At 63.4% G+C, this 19,162-nt stretch carries 20 protein-coding genes; 9 read left to right on the top strand and 11 right to left on the bottom strand.

Going from position 1 to position 19,162, the window contains the following annotated elements; genetic code table 11:
• Nucleotides 1–2: 2 nt before the first annotated feature.
• Nucleotides 3–1,679, bottom strand: a complete 1,677-nt coding sequence (leuA, locus tag X757_RS162655; RefSeq protein WP_023725000.1) for a 2-isopropylmalate synthase — start codon at nt 1,677–1,679, stop codon at nt 3–5.
• Between the two features lie 482 nt (nt 1,680–2,161).
• Here leuA and X757_RS1000000168800 point away from each other — a divergent pair, with 482 nt between their 5' ends.
• From X757_RS1000000168800 to X757_RS1000000168790, 4 genes are all read left to right on the top strand, one after another.
• Nucleotides 2,162–2,581 (top strand): hypothetical protein, encoded by a 420-nt coding sequence (locus X757_RS1000000168800; RefSeq protein WP_245275017.1) that lies wholly within the window; start codon nt 2,162–2,164, stop codon nt 2,579–2,581.
• Entirely contained in the window at nt 2,578–3,327 is a 750-nt protein-coding gene (locus tag X757_RS1000000168795) for an acetyl-CoA carboxylase biotin carboxylase subunit family protein (protein WP_245275016.1), read from the top strand. Before X757_RS1000000168800 ends, X757_RS1000000168795 begins: the two co-directional genes overlap by 4 nt.
• A gap of 5 nt (nt 3,328–3,332) precedes the next feature.
• On the top strand, nt 3,333–4,109 hold the full coding sequence (locus X757_RS162660; RefSeq protein WP_023724999.1) for an esterase family protein: 777 nt from the start codon (nt 3,333–3,335) through the stop codon (nt 4,107–4,109).
• Between the two features lie 159 nt (nt 4,110–4,268).
• Nucleotides 4,269–4,418 (top strand): hypothetical protein, encoded by a 150-nt coding sequence (locus tag X757_RS1000000168790; protein ID WP_245275015.1) that lies wholly within the window; start codon nt 4,269–4,271, stop codon nt 4,416–4,418.
• A gap of 10 nt (nt 4,419–4,428) precedes the next feature.
• On the opposite strand, the gene X757_RS162665 is transcribed toward X757_RS1000000168790, so the two are convergent.
• Nucleotides 4,429–5,964, bottom strand: a complete 1,536-nt coding sequence (locus X757_RS162665) for an MFS transporter (RefSeq protein WP_023724998.1) — start codon at nt 5,962–5,964, stop codon at nt 4,429–4,431.
• Between the two features lie 146 nt (nt 5,965–6,110).
• Here X757_RS162665 and X757_RS162670 point away from each other — a divergent pair, with 146 nt between their 5' ends.
• Nucleotides 6,111–7,007, top strand: coding sequence for a LysR family transcriptional regulator (locus X757_RS162670; protein ID WP_023724997.1), 897 nt, complete (start codon nt 6,111–6,113; stop codon nt 7,005–7,007).
• A gap of 56 nt (nt 7,008–7,063) precedes the next feature.
• Here X757_RS162670 and X757_RS162675 read toward each other — a convergent pair whose 3' ends face one another.
• The 5 genes from X757_RS162675 to X757_RS162695 all read right to left on the bottom strand — a co-directional run bounded on the left by X757_RS162675 (nt 7,064) and on the right by X757_RS162695 (nt 10,700).
• Nucleotides 7,064–7,816 (bottom strand): SDR family NAD(P)-dependent oxidoreductase, encoded by a 753-nt coding sequence (locus X757_RS162675; protein WP_023669968.1) that lies wholly within the window; start codon nt 7,814–7,816, stop codon nt 7,064–7,066.
• A gap of 45 nt (nt 7,817–7,861) precedes the next feature.
• Nucleotides 7,862–8,950: an AbrB family transcriptional regulator gene (locus tag X757_RS162680; protein WP_023724996.1), complete on the bottom strand. Its 1,089-nt coding sequence runs from the start codon at nt 8,948–8,950 to the stop codon at nt 7,862–7,864.
• Nucleotides 8,951–9,030: 80 nt separating this feature from the next.
• Entirely contained in the window at nt 9,031–9,339 is a 309-nt protein-coding gene (locus tag X757_RS162685) for a putative quinol monooxygenase (protein WP_023686181.1), read from the bottom strand.
• Between the two features lie 79 nt (nt 9,340–9,418).
• Nucleotides 9,419–10,198 carry an SDR family NAD(P)-dependent oxidoreductase gene (locus tag X757_RS162690; protein WP_023724995.1) on the bottom strand — a complete coding sequence of 260 codons (780 nt, stop codon included), beginning with the start codon at nt 10,196–10,198 and terminating at the stop codon, nt 9,419–9,421.
• 73 nt (nt 10,199–10,271) lie between these two features.
• On the bottom strand, nt 10,272–10,700 hold the full coding sequence (locus X757_RS162695) for a DsrE family protein (RefSeq protein WP_023724994.1): 429 nt from the start codon (nt 10,698–10,700) through the stop codon (nt 10,272–10,274).
• A 100-nt stretch (nt 10,701–10,800) separates the two neighbouring features.
• On the opposite strand from X757_RS162695, the gene X757_RS162700 reads away from it, so the two are divergent.
• The 3 genes from X757_RS162700 (at nt 10,801) to X757_RS162710 (ending at nt 12,583) form a co-directional block, all read left to right on the top strand.
• Entirely contained in the window at nt 10,801–11,889 is a 1,089-nt protein-coding gene (locus X757_RS162700) for a hypothetical protein (RefSeq protein WP_023724993.1), read from the top strand.
• Nucleotides 11,890–11,954: 65 nt separating this feature from the next.
• Nucleotides 11,955–12,200, top strand: a complete 246-nt coding sequence (locus tag X757_RS162705; protein WP_023724992.1) for an antitoxin — start codon at nt 11,955–11,957, stop codon at nt 12,198–12,200.
• Nucleotides 12,197–12,583 carry a type II toxin-antitoxin system VapC family toxin gene (locus tag X757_RS162710; protein WP_023724991.1) on the top strand — a complete coding sequence of 129 codons (387 nt, stop codon included), beginning with the start codon at nt 12,197–12,199 and terminating at the stop codon, nt 12,581–12,583. Before X757_RS162705 ends, X757_RS162710 begins: the two co-directional genes overlap by 4 nt.
• 6 nt (nt 12,584–12,589) lie before the next feature.
• Here the strand turns inward: X757_RS162710 and X757_RS162715 are convergent, their stop codons facing one another.
• Both X757_RS162715 and X757_RS162720 read right to left on the bottom strand, forming a co-directional pair.
• The gene (locus X757_RS162715; RefSeq protein ID WP_023683651.1) at nt 12,590–13,537 is read right to left on the bottom strand and encodes a cation diffusion facilitator family transporter; all 948 of its coding nucleotides are present in this window, start codon (nt 13,535–13,537) and stop codon (nt 12,590–12,592) included.
• Nucleotides 13,538–13,542: 5 nt separating this feature from the next.
• Nucleotides 13,543–15,732 carry an anthranilate synthase gene (locus tag X757_RS162720; RefSeq protein ID WP_023724990.1) on the bottom strand — a complete coding sequence of 730 codons (2,190 nt, stop codon included), beginning with the start codon at nt 15,730–15,732 and terminating at the stop codon, nt 13,543–13,545.
• A gap of 321 nt (nt 15,733–16,053) precedes the next feature.
• Between X757_RS162720 and X757_RS162725 the strand changes: the two genes are divergently transcribed.
• Nucleotides 16,054–16,824, top strand: a complete 771-nt coding sequence (locus X757_RS162725; protein WP_023724989.1) for an isocitrate lyase/phosphoenolpyruvate mutase family protein — start codon at nt 16,054–16,056, stop codon at nt 16,822–16,824.
• Between the two features lies 1 nt (nt 16,825).
• Here the strand turns inward: X757_RS162725 and X757_RS162730 are convergent, their stop codons facing one another.
• Both X757_RS162730 and X757_RS162735 read right to left on the bottom strand, forming a co-directional pair.
• Nucleotides 16,826–17,881, bottom strand: coding sequence for a succinylglutamate desuccinylase/aspartoacylase family protein (locus X757_RS162730; RefSeq protein WP_023724988.1), 1,056 nt, complete (start codon nt 17,879–17,881; stop codon nt 16,826–16,828).
• Between the two features lie 91 nt (nt 17,882–17,972).
• Nucleotides 17,973–19,151 carry an MFS transporter gene (locus tag X757_RS162735; RefSeq protein ID WP_023724987.1) on the bottom strand — a complete coding sequence of 393 codons (1,179 nt, stop codon included), beginning with the start codon at nt 19,149–19,151 and terminating at the stop codon, nt 17,973–17,975.
• Nucleotides 19,152–19,162: the final 11 nt, after the last annotated feature.

Here is a 19,162-nt window from a genome sequence, read left to right as displayed (position 1 = left end):
TATCAGCCGGCCTTGCGGCCGATTATCCGGTTGGCGGCCGAAACAACGGCTTCCAGCGAGGCGGCGACGATGTTGGTGTTGATGCCGGCGCCGAACAGCTTGCCGCCGGGATATTCCATCTCGACATAGGAAATCGCCGAGGCGTTCGAGCCGCGCTGGAGCGAATGTTCGGAATAATCAAGCACCGACATGTCGACGCCAACATGACGCGACAGCGCATCGACGAAGCCGTCGATCGGGCCGGTGCCGGAGCCGGCGATTGTCGTCTCCTTGCCGTTGTCGAGGATCACCGCCTCGACCACGCGCCGGCCCTTTTTCTCGGTATCGGGATAGGTGTGATGGTCGAGGAACTTCAGTCGTGCGCCGGGCTGGTCGACATAGGTTTCAATAAAGCGGTCATGGATGCGTTTTGCCGGCACTTCCTTGCCTTCGGCGTCGGTGATCGCCTGGATCTCCTGGCTGAACTCGATCTGCAGGTTGCGCGGCAGATTGAGGCCGTAATCGGCCTGCAGTACATAGGCGATGCCGCCTTTGCCCGACTGCGAGTTGATGCGGATGATCGCCTCGTAGCTGCGTCCGACATCTGCCGGATCGATCGGCAGATAGGGCACTTCCCAGACCGGCGTGTTGGCCTTCTTCAAGGCCTTCATGCCCTTGTTGATGGCGTCCTGGTGCGAGCCGGAAAAGGCGGTGTAGACGAGTTCGCCGACATAGGGATGGCGCTCGGAGATCTTCAGCTGGTTGGAATATTCGTAGACGTCCTTCATCCGGTTGATGTCGGAGCAATCCAGATGGGGATCGACGCCTTGCGTGTACATGTTGAGCGCCAGCGTCACGATGTCGACATTTCCGGTGCGCTCGCCATTGCCGAACAGCGTGCCTTCGACGCGGTCCGCACTCGCCATCAGGCCGAGCTCGGTGGTGGCGATGCCGGTGCCGCGATCGTTGTGGGGGTGCAGCGAGATCAGCAGGTTCTCGCGGTCGTCCAGGTTGCGGCACATCCATTCGATCCGGTCGGCATAGATGTTGGGCGTCGACATCTCGACCGTCGACGGCAGGTTGATGATCAGCTTGTTGTCGGCTGTCGGCTTCACGATCTCGGTGACGGCGTTGCATATCTCCAGCGCGACTTCGAGCTCGGTGCCGGTAAAGCTTTCGGGCGAATATTCGAAGCGATAACCGCCGCCGGCCTTGGCCGCCATGTCGGTGATCATCTTGGCCGCGTCGGTGGCGATGCGCTTGATACCGCCGACATCCTTCTCGAAGACGACGCGACGCTGCAACTCGCTGGTCGAATTGTAGAAATGCACGATCGGGTTGGTGGCGCCCTTCAGAGATTCGAAGGTGCGGGTGATGAGTTCGGGACGGCACTGCACCAGCACCTGTAGCGAAACATCAGCCGGCACATTGCCTTCCTCGATGCACCAGCGGGCGAAATCGAAATCGGTCTGCGAGGCCGAGGGGAAACCTATCTCGATCTCCTTGAAACCCATGTCGAGCAGCAGGGCGAACATGCGCGCCTTGCGCTCATGACCCATCGGATCGATCAGCGCCTGGTTGCCGTCGCGCAAATCGACCGAGCACCAGACCGGTGCCTTGTCGATGACCTTGTTGGGCCAGGTGCGGTCGGTGAGACCGACCGTCGGGTAGGGCTGGTATTTTCGGGCCGCGCCCGGCATGTGGCCGGCCGCGCGTTTTACGCTTTCGGCTTCGCCGGCGCGGATGTCTTCTCGTGCGTTCATCGTCTTGTTCTCCCGGCGGCTCGCGGATCGGTCTTCGGACGGATTCCAGGGCGAGCAGCGCCTTATCAGATTTTCGTTCGCTTGATGTGAATTGCCAATTTCTGAACTGGCCAAGGAGCGTGCGCGTAAGCGGCGGTTCGACCGCCGGGCGCTCCTTCAGCGAACCCGGCGATCGCCGATAAGGCCGAGAAGAAGCAGGGTCGATGCCAGCGCGCGCACGGTCTCGCCGGCAAAGCCGGTCGGACGGGAAGCGACGGAGGAGACGCGCGTGTTCATGGCGGGGTTCATACAGGAGCCGCCATGGACAGGCAAGTGGGCTGCCATTCCACCACTCGCGAGCACTCTTCCCCATGCGCGGCAAATGCGCCAGACTTGCGTGTAGCCGGGGCCGCAATGCTTCGCCGTCGGAGGGGTCATCCGTGAATTTTGTTTTCTTCTCGCCGCATTTTCCCGCCAACGGCGCCGATTTCTGCGACCGGCTGAAAAAGGCCGGCGCTACGGTGCTGGGCATTGGCGATGCGCCTTATGAGGCGCTGGACGGCAAGCTGAAGGCGGCCCTGTCGGAATATTACCGCATCGCCGACATGGAGGACTACGATCCGGTGTTCCGGGCGATGGGTCATTTCATCCACAAATGGGGCCGGATCGAGCGCTTCGAGTCCCTCAACGAGCATTGGCTGGAGCTGGAGGCCAATATCCGCACCGACTTCAACATCTACGGCACCAAGCTCGATTTCGTGAAGAATTTGAAGCGCAAGAGCCGCATGCGTGCATTCTTCCGCAAGAGCGGCGTCGACACCATCGCCAGCGCAAATGCTCCGACCGGGCCGGCGCCATGACCTTCATCCGCCGCGTCGGCTATCCCGTGGTGGTGAAGCCCGATTCCGGGTCCGGCGCCTCGAACACCTTCAAGATTTCCAACGCCAGGGAGCTTGACCAGTTTTTCAGAGACAAGCCCGAGGACGTGACCTTCGTCATGGAGCAGTTCATCGAGGGGCTGGTGGTGACCTTCGATGGGCTGGTCAACCGTGACGGCGAGGTGGTGCTGGCGGCCAGCCACCGCTACGACCAGAGCATCATGGAAGTGGTCAACAAGGATCGCCACATGAGCTACACCTGCTTTCCCAAGGTCCGACGGGCGATCGAAGAGGCCGGCCGCAAAATCCTCAAGGCGTTCGACGTGCGCGAGCGCTTCTTCCACATCGAGCTGTTCGAAACCAAGGACGACCGCGTCATCGCGCTTGAGGTCAACATGCGGCCGCCCGGCGCCTGGATGACCGATGCGATCAACTACACGTTCGACATCGACGTCTACGCGGCCTGGGCGGACATGGTGGTGAAGGATGCCACCGGTGGTCCTTATGAGGGCAAGTATTTCACCGCTTATGCCAGCCGCAAGCAGCACCTCCACTATTTGCACAGCCATGAGGACGTGCTAGCCGCGCATCGCGACAAGATCGTCCATCATCAGCCAATTGAAGAGGTTTTCAGCCGCGCCATGGGAAATTACGCCTACCAGATGCGCTCGAAAGACGAAGCAGCACTGCGCGCGGCCGTCGCCTACATCCACGCGGAAAAGGCTTGAACGCGATGGACATCTCCTATCACAAGCATTTCTCCGGCAATCTCGGCCGCGACATGGAATACAAGCGCTACGGCCATGCCGGCCGGCCGGTGGTGGTGTTCCCGACGTCGCAGGGGCGGTTCTACCAGTTCGAGGATTCCGGCGGGGTAGGAGCGCTGGCCGAATTCATCGACACCGGCCGCATCCAGCTGTTCGCGGTCGACGGCGTCGATTCGGAATCGTTCTTCAACAAGCATGCCGGCGCCGCCCACCGCATCGGTCGCCACGAGGCTTATTTCCGATATGTGCGCGAGGAGGCGCTGCCGGAGTTTCTGGCGACCGCTGAGCAAGCCAATGGCGGGCGCAAATTAAAGCCGCTGTTCACCGGCTGTTCGATGGGCGGTTATCATTCCACGAACTTCGTCTTTCGCTTTCCCGAACTCGCCAGCGGCGTCATCGCGCTGTCGGGCGTCTATTCGGCGGGCGACTTCTTCGGCAAGGCGCTGGAAGGTGATATCTTCTACAATTCACCGCTCGACTATCTGCCCGGCACCGTAGACCCAAAGCTGCTTGCCCGGCTGAAGTCGCTGAGGATGATCTTCTGCTGCGGGCAGGGCGCCTGGGAAGAGCGGATGCTGGTCGAGACCCGCAGGCTGGAACAGATCCTGCGCGACAAATCCATTCCCGCCTGGGTCGACTATTGGGGCGGCGATGTCAGTCATGACTGGCCATGGTGGCACAAGCAGCTGGTCTATTTCTTCGGCCGCTGGCTGGATGATGATCTGATGCACCGGCTCGATTGATGACCACACCCGAACCTATCCGCTATCGAGGCCACCAATGCGGGTGATAGCGAAGCCGTTCTCCACACGTTCACAGCCGACGCGTCCCTGACCGACTGGGGGCGGTCCTTCCAAGGCCGCCAGCAGATCGCGCGCTGGAACCAGTCGGACAATATCGGCGTGAAGTCCAATCTTCGCATTGTCCGCATCGCCGAGGTCGAGGGCAGCTACCGCGTCCGCATTGCCGTGAAAGGCAATGGCTTCAACGGCGAGGGTGACATGACCTTCGTGCTGGACGGCCACCGCATAGCGAGCCTCGTCATCTCCTGACGCGGCTCAGCTACCCTTCCTGGCAAACCGGCAGAGCAATGGTCTCGTGTTCCACCGCCGATCCACGGCGCAAGCCGAGAAAGACGACAAGGGCGGTGACGATGGTGATTGCCGCCAGCACGATCAGCAGCCTGTCGAACGCGATCTCATAGGCCTGGACCAGGACCGTGGCTCCGGCACCCGGCAAGCGGGCTGCCGCTTCGCCGATGTTGCCGGTCACCAGCAGCTGCGCGGCGGCGGTTGCATCCAGGGAAGACGCCGTTCCCTGAGCCGCCAGTTGGGCTGCCGTGAAACCCGACAGGACTGCCATGACGATCGCCAGCGCCACGCCTTCGCAAGCGACGCGGGTGGTGTTGAAGATGCCGACCGCCATGCCGGCACGCTCTTTCGGCACGACGCCGACGGCAAGTCCGTCCATCAGCCCCCAGGGCAAGGCGATGCCGACGCCTATGAGGATCAGCGGCGCCACCAGCGCTGCGACGACAGGCGGTGTCAGGCTCAGCCAGACAAGGCCGCCGGCGGCCACAAGCAGGCCGACACCGCAGATCGTTGCCGGAGCGATCCAGCGCGCTACCTGGCCGGCGAGCAGTGGCAGGATCAACAGCGGTCCCGACAGGCAGATCATCAACTGCCCCCCCTTGATCTCGCTCATCCTCTCGATGCCGATGAAGCGGATCGGCAACAGCACCAGCAGGACGACGAAGCCATAGGCGGGAGCGGCCGCCAGGAACTGGGCGCCGACGAAGCGGGGAAAGCGGAACAGCGAGAGATCAAGCATCGGCCGGCGCACGCGCCGCTCGACGACGACGAAAGCGGCAAAGCAAAGGGCGGCCGCCACGAGAAGCGCGATCACCAGGGGATCGGTCCAGCCGCTCTGCGGCGCTTGCAGCACGCCGTAGGTCAGCGATGCCAGCGCGATCGTAAAGGTGCCGGCTCCCGCCCAGTCGAGGCCGGTCGCATCCGGATCGCGCGATTCCCTGATGGTGCGCAGGCCGAGCAAAGCGGCTGCAATCGCGAGCACGGCCACCAAGACGAAGATCGATCGCCAGCCGAAAGCATCTATGAGCAGGCCCGACGCGATCGGCCCAAAAGCGAGGCCGATGCCGAAACTGGTGCCGAGGAAGGAGAAGGCGCGCAGCCGCAATGGCCCATCGAATTCCTGGGCAAGAGCGGAGGCGCCGCCGGCAAAGGCGGCGGCACTGCCGAGCCCTTGCGCAGCCCTGAGCACATCGAACCAGACGATATCAGGGGCAAACATCGATCCCAGCGATGCCAGCACATAGGTGGCGAGGCCAACAAGGAAGAGCCGCTTGCGGCCATGATTGTCGGCCAGCGCGCCTGATGCCATCAAGGTGGCGGCGAAGGTCAGCATGAAGGCGTTGGTCACCCAGTTGAGCGCGATCGGGCTGCCGCCGAGGTCGGCCGCAATGCGGGAAAGCGCGACGGCCGGGCCGGTGAAGGTCAAGGGCATTGTCATGGCGGCAAGGCATACCGACAACAGGACAAGCCATGGCGCGACCGCGCCGTTTGTGGTCTTCGAGGTCATGGATTTCCTATCTGAACCAGGATCCGCCGGCCTGCCGCAAGCTTGCTGCGCCGGTCGTAACGGGAAGATAGGCTCGCGACACTTCGAGAAAAATAGTGTTAGATCTCCAGATATACCGGACTGAAACGCTCGAATGGAGAGATGCGATGGAACGCCTCAATGGGCTCCTGGCCTTTGCCCGCACGGCTGAGTTCGGCAGCTTCATCGCTGCGGGCCGCACGCTCGGCATCTCGGCATCGGCCGTCGGCAAGAGCATCGCCAGGCTCGAGCAGGATCTCGGCGTAAGGTTGCTTCAGCGCAGCACGCGCCGCATCGGCCTGACCGAAGAGGGCAAGCTGTTCAACGAGCGGGTGCGGCGCATCCTCGACGACATCGACGATGCCGAGGCGATGCTGTCGCGGAGCCGCGAAACACCGCATGGGCGGCTGCGCGTTTCGACGCCGATCGTGACCTATCACCTGCTGTTCCCGGTGCTGTCGGAGTTCATGGCGCGCTATCCCGAAATCGAACTCGACATTGACTTCAATGACCGCATCGTCGACCTCATCGACGAAGGCGTCGACATCGCGATCCGGAGCGGCGACCTGCCGGATTCGCGCCTGGTGGCGCGGCCGCTTGCACCCTTCCGGCTGCTGTTGTGTGCGGCACCCTCCTATATCGAGCAGCACGGCAACCCGAGCCGCCCGGACGATCTCGTGAACCATTACGGCATCCGCTTCCGCTTTCCCAACAGCGGCAAGCTGCAAGGCTGGCCGTTCATCGGCGGCAGCGCCGAGCCGCAGGTCCGCTCGATGCTGACCTGCAACAACACGGAGGCGCTGAAGGGCGCCACGATGGCCGGGCTCGGCATCAGCTCGATGCCCGATTTCCTGGTCCGCGAGGCGCTGCGTGACGGCCTGCTGCGCACGGTGCTGGACGACCATGTCGACGGCCGCGGCCAGTTCCGGTTGCTGTGGCCGTCCAATCGTCATTTGTCGCCGAAGGTTCGCGCCTTCGTCGATTTCCTTCCCGACCGGCTTGCCGCGACGCTGGGCGGCTCTTGAATTAGTCCTTCGCGGCCGACGGCGATAACGAAGACAGCGAGGAATAGCTCTGCTTCTCAGTAGGTGGCGCGGCCGCCGGACAGGTCGAAGGTCGCGCCGGTGGTGAAGGAATTTTCGTCCGATAGCATGAAGGCGATCATCGCAGCCGCCTCTTCGACTTCGACGAACCGGCCTCGCGGCACCTTGCCCAGCATGTAGGCGACCTGGGCCTCAGTGAGCTGTTCGAGGATGCGGGTGCGGGCGGGCGATGGGGTCAGCGCGTTGACGGCGATGTCGTGGCCGGCCAGTTCCTTACCGAGCGATTTTGTCAGCGCGAGCACGCCGGCCTTGGCGGCGGAATAGGCGGCGGCATTCGGATTGCCTTCCTTGCCTGCGACCGAGGCGATGTTGACGATGCGGCCGTAGCTGCGCGCGATCATGCCGGGCACCAGGCGCTTGCAGCAGTAGAAGACGCCGTTGAGGTCGATGTCGATTATCTGGCGCCAGGCGGCAGGATCATAATCCGCCACCGTCGCTGCCGGTCCGGCGATGCCGGCATTGTTTACCAGCAGATCGACCGGACCAAGCGAGCGCTCGGTTTCCGTCGCGGCGCTGTCGACGGCCTCCATCAGCGATTGATCGCACAGCAAACCCTCGACCCGGCCGAGGGGGGCGAGTTCGGAAACGGCCTTCGCCATGGCGGTCTCGTCCACATCCCAGATGGCGACGCTGGCACCCGATGACAGCAGTCGCCGGGCGACGGCAAGGCCGATGCCTTGCGCGCCGCCGGTCACCACGGCGACCCGGCCTGAGAGATCGACGGCATTCACACGACGGTTCATGGGCACTTTTCCTCTTCCCTGCATATTTGAATCTCAGTCCCTGACGGCTCTCGCCACCAGCCGCGCTATGCTCGGCCCGGCGATGAGCACGACCAGGAAGCGGGCCGACTGCAAGGCCATGACGAAGGATATGTCGACGTTCTGGGCGGCGGCGGCAATGATGGCGACGCTGTCCATGCCGCCGGGGCTCGTCGCGAGATAGGCGGTCAGCGGATCGATACCAAGGACGTGGCTGATCAGCCAGGCTAGCCCGCCGCAAAAGGCGATCAGCACGACGATAGAGCCGACGATCTGCGGCAGCGCCCGTGTCGCATGACGCAGGATCGCCCGGGTAAAATTCAGCCCTATCGACCAGCCGACCATCGCATAGGAGAGCGCCAGCAGCCATGGCGGCAATTGCATCGCCGCGCCGAAGCCGAGATGGACGATGGTGCCGATGATGAAGGTGCCGAGGAAGAAGGGTGACGGCAGCCGGCACAACCGGCCGAGCAGGCCGCCGACCAGCGCCACGCCGAGCGTGGCGGCAAAGGCTGCCGGTTCGATCGGCGGGAACCAGACGATGGCTGGTACCTCGATGCCCGAAGTGTCGACCCACATCTTGGCGACGAGTGCTGCCGTCATCGAGACGAAGATGACGCGCAGATACTGCATGAAGGCGACGAGGCGCTGATCGGCGCCGAAGGCACCGGCCATCAGCACCATGGCAGTGGCAGCACCCGGCGACGAGCCCCAGACCGCGGTGGTGCCGGGCAGGATGCGCCAGCGGCTGATCAACCAGCCAAGCAGGCTGGACGCCGCAAGGGTCGCCAACACCACGACAAGGACCAGCGGCCATTCCTTGTAGAACACCGAAAAAATGTTGGTGGAGATCGACGCCGCGACCAGACAGCCGACCAAGGCCTGGGCGGCGGCGAACAGCGGCCGCGGCACGCGCACCGTGGCGCCATTGGTGCCGGCAAGGATCGCCGCCAACATCGGGCCGATCAGCAGCGCCGCCGGCAGTGCGGCGTATTCCAGCGCGCCGGCGAACAGCAGCGAGACGATCAGCAGCACCAGCCACTGCCGAACCGGACGCATGCGCGCCATGCGTTCGACGGCCGGTTGGTCTGGCGAAGAGTCCATGTTTGGGTCTTAGACCTGGAAGAGAAAAATGCGAACGCTGTCTCGGACGAAATTCACGACCCCGACCCCGCGTTGGGATGTCACTCGTTCTTGATGGCGGGCAGGCCGAAACCGCCGGCCGGATGGGTCTCGACCTGGAATTCGAAGCCGGCGATGATCGGCCGGGCCTTGGCGATCGCTGCCTGGACCTCCGGCAGCTGCAGCGAAGCCTTGTGGCTTGCGGCGTCGGTCCACACTTCGGTCACCCAGATCGCGTCGGCATCGGCCGGGTCGCGGGCGATGACATAACTCAGGCAACCCGGCATGGCGCCGGTCGAGGCGAGCAGCACATCCATGATCGCGTCGCGCTGGCCGCGCGACGCCCGCATCTTTCCGATCAATCCGTACATTGCCTCTCCCCTTTCTTCCAACCTCAGCAAACGTGCGCACGACATGCATGGTTGCGAGACGCAGTATGCAATTGCCGGCTCACGGCATCAACTGGCCACCGTTCACCTCGATCACCTGGCCGGTGATGTAACCACTCAGGAGATCGGAGGACAGGAAGAGATAGGCGCCGACGCAGTCTTCGGCCGTGCCGGCACGCCCTTGAGGAATGGTGGCGACCATGCCCTTCATCTGCTCGTCGGTGGAATAGCGCTCATGGAAGGGTGTCGCGATGGTGCCCGGCGCCACCGCGTTGACGCGGATGCCGAAGCCGATCAGTTCCTTGGCCATGCCGCGCGTCACATTGGAGACAAAGGCCTTGGCCGAACCGTACAGCCCGGCGCCGCCGCCAGCGCCATTGCGCGCCGCGATCGACGAGGTGTTGACGATGAAGCCGCCCTGCTTCTTCAGCCATGGCATCGCCTTGCGCGAGGCCGTCAGCACCGAGCGGGCGTTGAGGTCCATCACCGCGTCGTAGTGCGCCTCGGTCTGATCCGCATAAGGCACGCGGCCGAGCATGCCGCCGGCATTGTTGATCAGCCCGTCGAGCCGCCCGAATGTTTCGGCGCTCTCCTCGACTACCCGCTCGACATCGGCTGCCTGTGAGAAGTCGCCCTGTGTCAGGAACACCTCACCGCCGCTGTCGCGGATGTTTTTGGCCAGCGTTTCTGCGGCCTCCCGGCTCGAATTGTAGTGCAGGGCGACCCGGCATTTCTGGGCGGCGTAGGCCAGTGCAAGGGCGGCACCGATGCCGGTCGAAGCGCCGGTGACCAGCACCGCCTTGCCGGCAAGATCGGGGATGACGAGGGTGGTCGCGGTCATGAGCACTTTCCTTCGGGCTGTTTGGCCACCCTTCGTAGGCTCTCATGGCCTTCACGTTCAAGCCCGTGGCGGCTCAGGGCCGGAGATAGGCGTAGCCCTGGCGCTGCAGTTCGGCGAGCTTGACGACGCCGCCCTTGTCGGCGGCGTGGAAGCCCTCGAGCAGGTCGGCAAGCGTGATCTCCATGCCTTGCATGGTGTTGCCGCAGGCATGCGGCTCAAGGCCCTGCTGGACAAGGCCGGCAAAGCGTCCCGAGATCGCCGCCGATATGCCTTTCGACTTGAAGCCGGCGAGGGCCGGACCATGCACGACCAACACGATGTCGACATTGCCGCAGGTGCCTTCATAGTGGTTCTTGATGTTGCCGAGCACGAAGTTGACCTTATCGAGGTCGCTGAGGTGATAGGCGACCTTCGGTCTGTCTTCAGCGGCGGCGGCCCGGCTCAGCCCGAACAGGCCGGCGGCACCGGCAAGGCTGGCCCGGAACATGTCGCGTCGACGCATGGCATCCTCTCGGCTTGGCGCTCCCCGCAAATTGCGTGGCTGCGGCCATGATACTAGCATAGATTCACGTTACGTCCTGTCGATGCGAGGAGGGGGTCACATGGCGTTCAGGAAGTGGAAGGTTGTTGCCAGCGCTGGATTTGGCGCCGTGCTGCTCGGCGCGCTTGCGGGTTCGGCCGCGGCCGACGATGCGCTTAAATTACCCGAACTCAGCCCGAATGGCGCCGATGCCTGTTTCGGCCGCGTCTATGATGCGGCGCACCTCAAGGCGCATCCAAAGCAGAAGGTGGCGCGGATCTTCTTCCTCTATGGCCATGATCCGGTGAGCCATCCGAACGAGGAGCCGACGGCAAACGCCGACACCTCCTACAACGGTTTTCTCACCACCATGGTGCGCGGCGCCAAGGCGCCGCAATGGGCCGGCGGCTGGTGCAATCACGAGTCCGAGGACGGCAAGTCAGGTCCGATCCGCTGCGGCATGGACTGCGACCGCACCATGGCGTCGCTGAAGCTCGATGACAAAGGCCGCCTGATCCTCACCGACGTCTCGTCCGATCTCTATCTCGACGCCGGATCGGAAGACGAACTGGGCGAAGCCGAATATGACCGGCAGGCTCTGGGCTCGGAGGACAACAATTTCCGCCTCGACCCGATGCCGGCCGCAACCTGCCAGGCTGAATTCGCCAAGATCGACCCGATCGATCCGGCGCTTGGGGCTCCCTTGCGCGAGCGACTGAAGCCGGACCAGCCTTTCTGTTTCGGGCGAGACTACGATGCCGCGCATCTCTCCTCGCATCCCGACCAGGTGACGCAGTCGATCCGGGTCTTCCGCGGGCCGGTCGAACTCGCCTCCTTTGCCTCAGGCGATGTCGCCAACTGGCCCGACGGCTCCGATGTCGCCGTTTCGGTGACCACCAGGAAGAACGGGACGAAGGTCACGCAGACCTATTCCTGCCAGGGCGAAGCGGATCAATGGCGCTGCGCGGCCAGTTCGAAGATGAGCAACTTTTCCTGCGATATCGCGCAAAAGGAAATCTTCCTCAAGCGCGGCGCCAACGGCACCCTGATGCTGGCCAACCCTAATAGCAGCCTGGCGATTGTCGATCTGTGCTCGGCGGATGGCAAGACCAAGTCCGATGACAAGGTCTACCGTTTGGAGGCTATGCCGCAGTCGGCCTGCACTCGTTGAGTTCGATCTTGTCTATGACGCTACCATGGTATATATCTTTGCTATATCTCATTTGAGGATAGCACATGGACAAGGCAAAGGTGTTCTGGTCAGGCCGGTCACAAGCTGTGCGCTTGCCTAAGGAGTTTCGGTTCGAGGCAGACGAGGTTTCGATCCGTCGTCATGGGCAAACTGTCATCTTGGAGCCGCTTGCGCAGGATTGGGCATGGCTCGACCAGGTCATCGGACCGGTTGACGACGATTTCGTCCAGGGAGCGCTGGAGCGTCAGGATGGTCAGGATCGACCTGCTTTGGATGACCTCTTTAAGTGACCTACCTGCTCGACACGAATGCCGTCATAGCGATCATCGCGGGCGACGAGGGTCTGCTGGCTTTGCTCAAACGGCATGCACCACAAGACTTTGCTCTCTCGGCGGTCGTTTTGCATGAGCTGTACTACGGCGCTGAAAAGAGCCAGCGAAAGGTCCAAAATCTGGCGCGCATCGAAGCTTTGCAGTTCCCGGTACTTGAATTCGACCGAGACGACGCGAGACATGCCGGCGAGATTCGTGCTGGGCTTGCGGCACTGGGAACCCCGATTGGTCCCTACGATGCGCTGATTGGCGGGCAGGCACGTGCTCGGGACCTCACGCTGATAACCCGCAATATCCGGGAATTCGAGCGGATCAAAGATCTCACTATCGAAACGTGGTAACTCGCCTCACGCGAACGGCACCGCCGTCGTGCCTTTCGGCAGCTTCGCCTCGTCGTCCGGCTCGACATGGATGGTGACGCGCACGGAGGGGATTTCAGCCTTCAGCGCGTCCTCGATGCGGTCGCAAATGACGTGGCTGGCGCCGACCGTCATGTCGGCGTCGACGACCAGGTGGAACTCGATGAAGGTGGCGCGGCCGGCGATTCGGGTCTTGAGGTCATGAACCTCCAGCGCGCCCTTGCAATTGGCCGAGATGATGTCGCGAATGTGCATGTGTTCGGTCGTGTCCACTGCGCGGTCCATCAGCCCGTTCATCGACGAGCCGATGACGTGCCAGCCCTGCCACAGGATGTTGAGCGCGACGATGACGGCAAGCGCCGGATCAAGGATCTGCCAACCGGTCAGGATAGCGCCGACGAGGCCGCCGAAGACGCCGACCGAGGTCACGACGTCGGTCATGATGTGCCGGCCGTCGGCGACCAGCGCCGGTGATTTTGCGCTGCGCCCGGCGCGGATCAGCGTCCAGGCCCAGAAGGCGTTGATGACGGTGGCGACACCGTTGATCGCCAGGCCCTCCCAGGGTTGTTCGAGCGGGGTCGGCGTCTGCCAGGAGCGCCAGACCTCGTTGAGGATCAAAAGCGCGGCGAGCACGATCAGCACGCCTTCCAGCACCGCCGAAAAATACTCGGCCTTGTGGTGGCCGAACGGATGGTCCTGGTCGGCCGGCTTGTAGCTGACCAGGACCGCCCAATAGGCGGCGGCCGAGGCTATGACGTTGACGATCGATTCCAATGCGTCCGAATAGAGCGCAACGGAGCCGGTGACGTACCAGGCGGCAAGCTTGAGCGCGAGCACCACGCAGGCGATGACAATCGACCAGAAGGCAAGGCTGGCGATCCTTTGCCTGGCCGCTGCCTTCGCTGCGATCGCCGCCATGTTGTCCGTTGCCGCCATCGTTTCTAGGCGGCCTTTTCCTTGGCCTTGCGCGGCAGATGCGCAACGATGTTTTCGATGATGCGCATGCCGGCATTGTGGCCGAGCGTCATGATCGATTCCGGATGGAACTGGACGGCGGCGATCGGCTCCTTGCGGTGTTCGAAGGCCATGATGATGCCATCCTCGGTCTCGGCGGTGACGATGAAATCGTCGGGCAGCCGCACCGGATCGGCAAAGATCGAGTGGTAGCGGCCGACGGTCACTTCCTTGGGCAGGCCGGAGAAGATGATTCCGGGCTTGGAGACGCGGATGCGCGACGGCTTGCCGTGCATCGGCACGTGCAACTGCCTGAGTTCGCCGCCATAGGCCTCGGCCAGCGCCTGCAGGCCAAGGCAGACACCGAAGATCGGCAGGTCGCGGGCGCGGGCGTTCTTGATGGTCGCGGCGCAGTCGAAATCCTTCGGCGTGCCCGGTCCGGGCGACAGCACGACGAGATCGGGCTTCAGCCGTTCGAAGACTTCTTCCGGCACCGGCGAACGCACGGTCGAGACATTGGCACCGGTCTGGCGGAAATAGTTGGCCAGTGTGTGGACAAAGGAGTCTTCGTGGTCGACGAGCAGGATGTTGACGCCGTCGCCGACGCGCGCGGTGGTGCGTTCGGCGCCTGCGGCATTGCCCAATTTGGCGTCGCGAATGGCGGAGAGCATGGCGGATGCCTTCAGTTCGGTTTCGGCTTCTTCTTCCTCGGGGATGCTGTCGAAGAGCAACGTGGCGCCTGCTCGCACCTCGGCAATGCCGTCCTTGATGCGGATGGTGCGGAGCGTCAGGCCGGTGTTCATGTCGCCGTTGAAATTGACCATGCCGATGGCGCCGCCATACCAGGCTCGCGGGCTCTTTTCGTTCTGCTCGATGAAGCGCATGGCCCACAGTTTCGGCGCGCCGGTGACGGTGACCGCCCAGGCATGCGACAGGAAGGCGTCGAAGGCATCCATGCCTTCGCGCAGGCGCCCTTCGATGTGATCGACGGTGTGGATCAGGCGTGAATACATCTCGATCTGGCGGCGGCCGATGACGCGCACCGAGCCCGGATCGCAGACCCTTGACTTGTCGTTGCGGTCGACGTCCGAGCACATGGTCAGCTCGGATTCATCCTTCTTGGAATTGAGCAGCTTCAGGATCTGCTCGCTGTCGGAAATGGCGTCGTCGCCGCGCTTGATGGTGCCGGAGATCGGGCAGGTCTCTACGCGGCGGCCGTTGACGCGCACGAACATTTCGGGCGAGGCGCCGATCAGATACTCGTTTTCGCCGAGATTGATGAAGAAGGAATAGGGCGACGGGTTGATCGACTTCAGCTTGCGCGAGATTTCGGAAGGCTGCGTCTCGCAGCGTTCGTAGAACATCTGCCCGGGCACGACCTCGAACAGGTCGCCGCGCTTGAAACTATCCATCGCCTTGCGCACCAGATTGGCGTATTCGCCAGGCTCATGGTCGCCGCGCGGCGGGATGCGGTCGGCGGTCTTGAACGGTTCGGCGATTTCGTCGCGCGGCAGCCCCCCGGTTGAAAAACCGTCGCCGGAATAGTCGTAGCGGTCGGTCCAGGCCTTGGTCGAATAATGGTCGACGACCAGGATCTCGTCAGGCAGGAACAGCACGAGATCGCGCTGGCTCTGTTTGCGCTCGAGCTTGTAGTCGACCGGATCGAACTGGAAGGCGAGGTCGTAACCGAAGGCGCCGTAAAGGCCGAGATTGGCGTCTTCATCGGTCTTGAACAAAGCGGTGATGGCGCGCAGCACAGTAAACACAGAGGGGACGCGGCTGCGCTCTTCCTCGGTGAAGACGCGGCCGGGCTTGGCGACATCGAGGCGGATCAGCTTTTTCGAGGTTTCAGCAATCGTCACCTCGGAAATGCCGGCCAGCGTCTTGCCGATCACCGGCAGCAGCACTTCGCCACGGCCGTTCAGCGCCTCGATGCGCATGGCGCGGCCACGCGCGGAAATCACCAGCGGCGGATCGATGATGGCCGTATCCCAGCGTGTGTAGCGGCCCGGATATTCGTAATTCGAGGAAAACACCGCACCACGGCGCGAGTTCAAGCCGTCGACATAAGCATCGATCGCACCGGCGTAAGGCTTGTCGTGGCGTTCGCGGGTGATGGTGACACCACCTGCGGTCACGAAGCTTTCCGCGCCGTTTTCCAGAGCCTTCATCGTCATTGCCGTCTCCATATGGCTTGTTGGGGCAACGGACCCGGGAATGGCTTTGAAAAAACAAATGGCCGCCCGGACATTCCGTTGCGGCCACCCTCTATTTTCACGCGCACGCGTTCGAACAGGCCGCTGTCAGCGAGCCCACCACCAAATGGTCTTGATCGAGCGCATGTTCATGGGCGAAATCCATAGCGGCGAAAAGCCGGATGCGCAACAGGTTTGAAAGGCCTGTTTGTGGCCGCCGCTTCTGCAGCCCATGGCACATCGCCAAGGCTTGGGGTCCTGCCTAGACTGTTCGTCCAACATCGGAAAGACGGGAAGACAGCAATGACCGAGCAGATCGAGCGCGCACGCAGGTTCCATGCCCTTCATGTCAAGGGCAACCCGATCGTTCTCTACAATGCCTGGGATCCGGGCTCGGCCAAGATCGTCGAGAGGGCGGGCGCCAAGGCGATCGCCACCGGAAGCTGGCCGGTCGCGGCTGCTTTTGGTTATGCCGATGGCGAGAAAATTCCGCTGGAGCTAGCGCTGGACAACATCAGGCGCATCGTGGCGGCAGTCGACCTGCCGGTGACCATGGACCTCGAAGGCGGCTACGGCGTCGAGCCGGAGACTGTCGCCCAGACGGTGACACGTGCCCTGCAGGCCGGCGCCATCGGTTTCAATTTCGAGGACCAGATCGTCGGCGGCGCTGGTCTGCACGACATCGCGGTACAGGTGAAGCGGATCGTGGCGGCAGCGGCGGCGGTGAAGGCTTCCGGCATTCCCGCCTACATCAACGCCCGTACCGACATTTTCCTCAAGGCCAAGCCGGATGCGCATGACAGCGTGCTGCTCGACCAGGCCATCGAGCGGGCGCACGCTTATGAAAAGGCAGGAGCTAGCGGCTTCTTTGCGCCGGGGCTCGGCGACGAGGGTCTGATCGAGGCGCTGTGCAAGGCCACCGTGCTGCCGGTCAACATCATCGCGCTGGCGCATGTGCCGCCGCGCCAGCGCCTGGCCGAGCTTGGTGTTGCCCGTGTCAGCCACGGCCCGGTGCCGTACCGGCAAATGGCCGAATGGCTGGAGGCCAAGGCGCGGCTGGCGATTTCGGGTTAGCTCAGTCCTCCAGCGTGCCTGACCTCGCGTCGGCGCTCTTCTTGTCGCCGACCAGCTTCAAGAGATCCTCGCCGGCGCGGATGATGCGGCGCGAGCGGCGGGTCAGGATGACGCCGTCCTGCGGCGCCAGCACTTCGGTGCGGCCGCCGGCCTCGCCCGGTGTGTGGACGATGGTGGCGAGGCGTGCGCCCTTGGCGACGCGGTCACCGGGCCTGACGTCGTAGAGGATGGCGCCGGCCCGGGGCGCCGGCATCATGTCGATGTTCTCCAGCGGCGCGACGAGGCCCTTGAACGCGCCGGGTGCGGGAAGGGCGGTATCGGCGATGACGCCGCGCGCCGCCAGCAGCCGGTAAAGGCCTTCGGCATCGGAACTTGCCAGCGCGCCGTCGACATCCAGCATGCCACGGTATTCTACCGTGGTGGCAACGCGGCGGTCGAGCTTCGCCACGTTGGCGGGGACGTTCTGGTAGGGCATGATCGTGGCGCCCTCGAAGGTGCCGTCGGTGTCCTCGCTCCACAACACCACGGCGTCGATACCCATGGCGGCGGCGCAATCGGCCATCGCCGGCCACAGGCTGGCGTGGACGTAGAGATAGGCAAGGCCCTCGTCGTCGCAATGCAGGTCGAGCACGATGTCGTGGCCGAGCGACAGCTGCACCAGACGGGTCTTCAATCGCTGGTCGGGGGTGCCAAGCGTGGTGTCGGGCAAAAGCTTGGCGTCCGGTGCTGCGAGCAACGGAAAGCCGCGGTTGAAATTGTTGCGGGTGCCGAGATGAAAGCGGCCCTGGTGCTCGCCGAAATGATATTGCGCGCGGCCGATCGGATTGGCCCAGGGCACGACCGTGATGCTGCCCTTGATGCGGCCTTCCGCTTCGGCCTTGTTCAGCGCCGGCATCAGCGCGTCGATGGCGACGACACCAGGCAATTCACCGGCGTGGAGCGCTGCCTGCAGGTAGGCCGAAGGTGCTGCCTTGTCGGCGCCGGCGAAGCGGAACACCGGGAATTCGTAGGAAACGCCTTCGGTATCGCCGGCGATGCGTTCGATCGATTTCTGCATGGGATGCCTCCAGGATAAGAGGCAGAACACATGCACTTTTGCCGAAGGGCTGTCGATTGGTCCAGTTCGCGCCGCCATGGGCGCAATGGAATTATTCGGCGGCGGTCGGAACCGTCGTCATCGGCGCCGATCCTTCGAGCGCCTGCGAGACAACGGCTACGCTGACCGCCAGCAGGGCCAGCACCGCGCCGACCAGCGGCAAATGAGCATAGGAAACGCCGGCCGACAGAGCCACGCCGCCGATCCAGGCGCCGCTGGCATTGCCGATATTGAATGCGCCCTGGTTGAGCGTGGCGGCGAGGTTCGGCCCTTCCGAAGCCGCTTCGACGACGCGGATCTGCAGCGGCGGCACGACGACGAAGATCAGCAGTCCCCACAAGAAGACGACGCCGATGGCGACGCTGGCGATAGCGCCGAACTGCATGAAGCCGACAAACAGAACCGCCATCAAAAGCAGCGTGCCGATCACCGTCGGCATCAATTTCCAGTCGGCCAGCCGGCCGCCGATGATGTTGCCTATGGTCATGCCGGCGCCGAACAGCAGCAGGACCCAGGTGACCGCGGAGGTCGACAGGCCGGAGACATCGGTAAGGTAGGGCTTGATGTAGGTGAAGACGGCAAACAGGCTGGCCGAGGCCAGCGAGGCGATCAGCATGGCGAGCCAGACCTGCAGCTTGCCCAGCACGCGCAGTTCGCTGCGCAGGCCGCCGCCGCTCGGTTCGACGACATTGGATGGCACCAGCCAGGCGATGGCGGCAACAGAGATCAGGCCGATGCCGACGACGGCAAAGAAGGTGGAGCGCCAGCCGAAGGCTTCGCCAAGCGCGGTGCCGGCAGGAACGCCGAGAATGTTGGAGAGCGTCAATCCCGCGAACATCATCGCCATGGCGCTGGCGCGCTTGTTGCGCGGCACCAGGCTGGCGGCAACGACGGAACCGATGCCGAAAAAGGCGCCATGACCGAACGCGGTGAAGACGCGCGCGGCCATCAGGAGCCAGTAATTGGGCGCAATGGCGCAGAGCAGATTGCCGACGACGAACATCGCCGTCAGCGCGACCAACACCGGCTTGCGCGGCAGATGCGCGGTGGCCATGGCGACGATGGGTGCGCCGAAGACGACGCCCAGCGCATAGCCGGTAACCAGCAGGCCGGCCGAGGGGATCGACACGCCGAGATCGGCCGCAACCTCCGGCAACAGGCCCATGATGACGAATTCGGTGGTGCCGATGCAGAAGGACGCAATGGCAAGCGCAAGGATCGGCAAAGGCATGGAAAATCCAG

It is taken from the genome of Mesorhizobium sp. LSHC412B00, from assembly GCF_000503035.1.
In the GTDB taxonomy this organism is placed as follows: Bacteria; Pseudomonadota; Alphaproteobacteria; order Rhizobiales; family Rhizobiaceae; genus Mesorhizobium.
The sequence above is the reverse complement of the archived record's forward strand: the minus strand, read 5'-3'. Positions and strand labels throughout refer to the sequence as shown.

What these genes read in the sequence shown, in the direction of transcription:
- X757_RS162720 (WP_023724990.1), bottom strand. Translation starts at nt 15,732, where the DNA reads ATGACGATGAAGGCTCTGGAAAACGGCGCGGAAAGCTTCGTGACCGCA.
- X757_RS1000000168795 (WP_245275016.1), top strand. Translation starts at nt 2,578, where the DNA reads ATGACCTTCATCCGCCGCGTCGGCTATCCCGTGGTGGTGAAGCCCGAT.
- X757_RS162730 (WP_023724988.1), bottom strand. Translation starts at nt 17,881, where the DNA reads ATGCAGAAATCGATCGAACGCATCGCCGGCGATACCGAAGGCGTTTCC.
- X757_RS162660 (WP_023724999.1), top strand. Translation starts at nt 3,333, where the DNA reads ATGGACATCTCCTATCACAAGCATTTCTCCGGCAATCTCGGCCGCGAC.
- X757_RS162690 (WP_023724995.1), bottom strand. Translation starts at nt 10,198, where the DNA reads ATGACCGCGACCACCCTCGTCATCCCCGATCTTGCCGGCAAGGCGGTG.
- X757_RS162705 (WP_023724992.1), top strand. Translation starts at nt 11,955, where the DNA reads ATGGACAAGGCAAAGGTGTTCTGGTCAGGCCGGTCACAAGCTGTGCGC.
- leuA (WP_023725000.1), bottom strand. Translation starts at nt 1,679, where the DNA reads ATGCCGGGCGCGGCCCGAAAATACCAGCCCTACCCGACGGTCGGTCTC.
- X757_RS162735 (WP_023724987.1), bottom strand. Translation starts at nt 19,151, where the DNA reads ATGCCTTTGCCGATCCTTGCGCTTGCCATTGCGTCCTTCTGCATCGGC.
- X757_RS162670 (WP_023724997.1), top strand. Translation starts at nt 6,111, where the DNA reads ATGGAACGCCTCAATGGGCTCCTGGCCTTTGCCCGCACGGCTGAGTTC.
- X757_RS162665 (WP_023724998.1), bottom strand. Translation starts at nt 5,964, where the DNA reads ATGACCTCGAAGACCACAAACGGCGCGGTCGCGCCATGGCTTGTCCTG.
- X757_RS162700 (WP_023724993.1), top strand. Translation starts at nt 10,801, where the DNA reads ATGGCGTTCAGGAAGTGGAAGGTTGTTGCCAGCGCTGGATTTGGCGCC.
- X757_RS162680 (WP_023724996.1), bottom strand. Translation starts at nt 8,950, where the DNA reads ATGGACTCTTCGCCAGACCAACCGGCCGTCGAACGCATGGCGCGCATG.
- X757_RS162715 (WP_023683651.1), bottom strand. Translation starts at nt 13,537, where the DNA reads ATGGCGGCAACGGACAACATGGCGGCGATCGCAGCGAAGGCAGCGGCC.
- X757_RS162685 (WP_023686181.1), bottom strand. Translation starts at nt 9,339, where the DNA reads ATGTACGGATTGATCGGAAAGATGCGGGCGTCGCGCGGCCAGCGCGAC.
- X757_RS162695 (WP_023724994.1), bottom strand. Translation starts at nt 10,700, where the DNA reads ATGCGTCGACGCGACATGTTCCGGGCCAGCCTTGCCGGTGCCGCCGGC.
- X757_RS162725 (WP_023724989.1), top strand. Translation starts at nt 16,054, where the DNA reads ATGACCGAGCAGATCGAGCGCGCACGCAGGTTCCATGCCCTTCATGTC.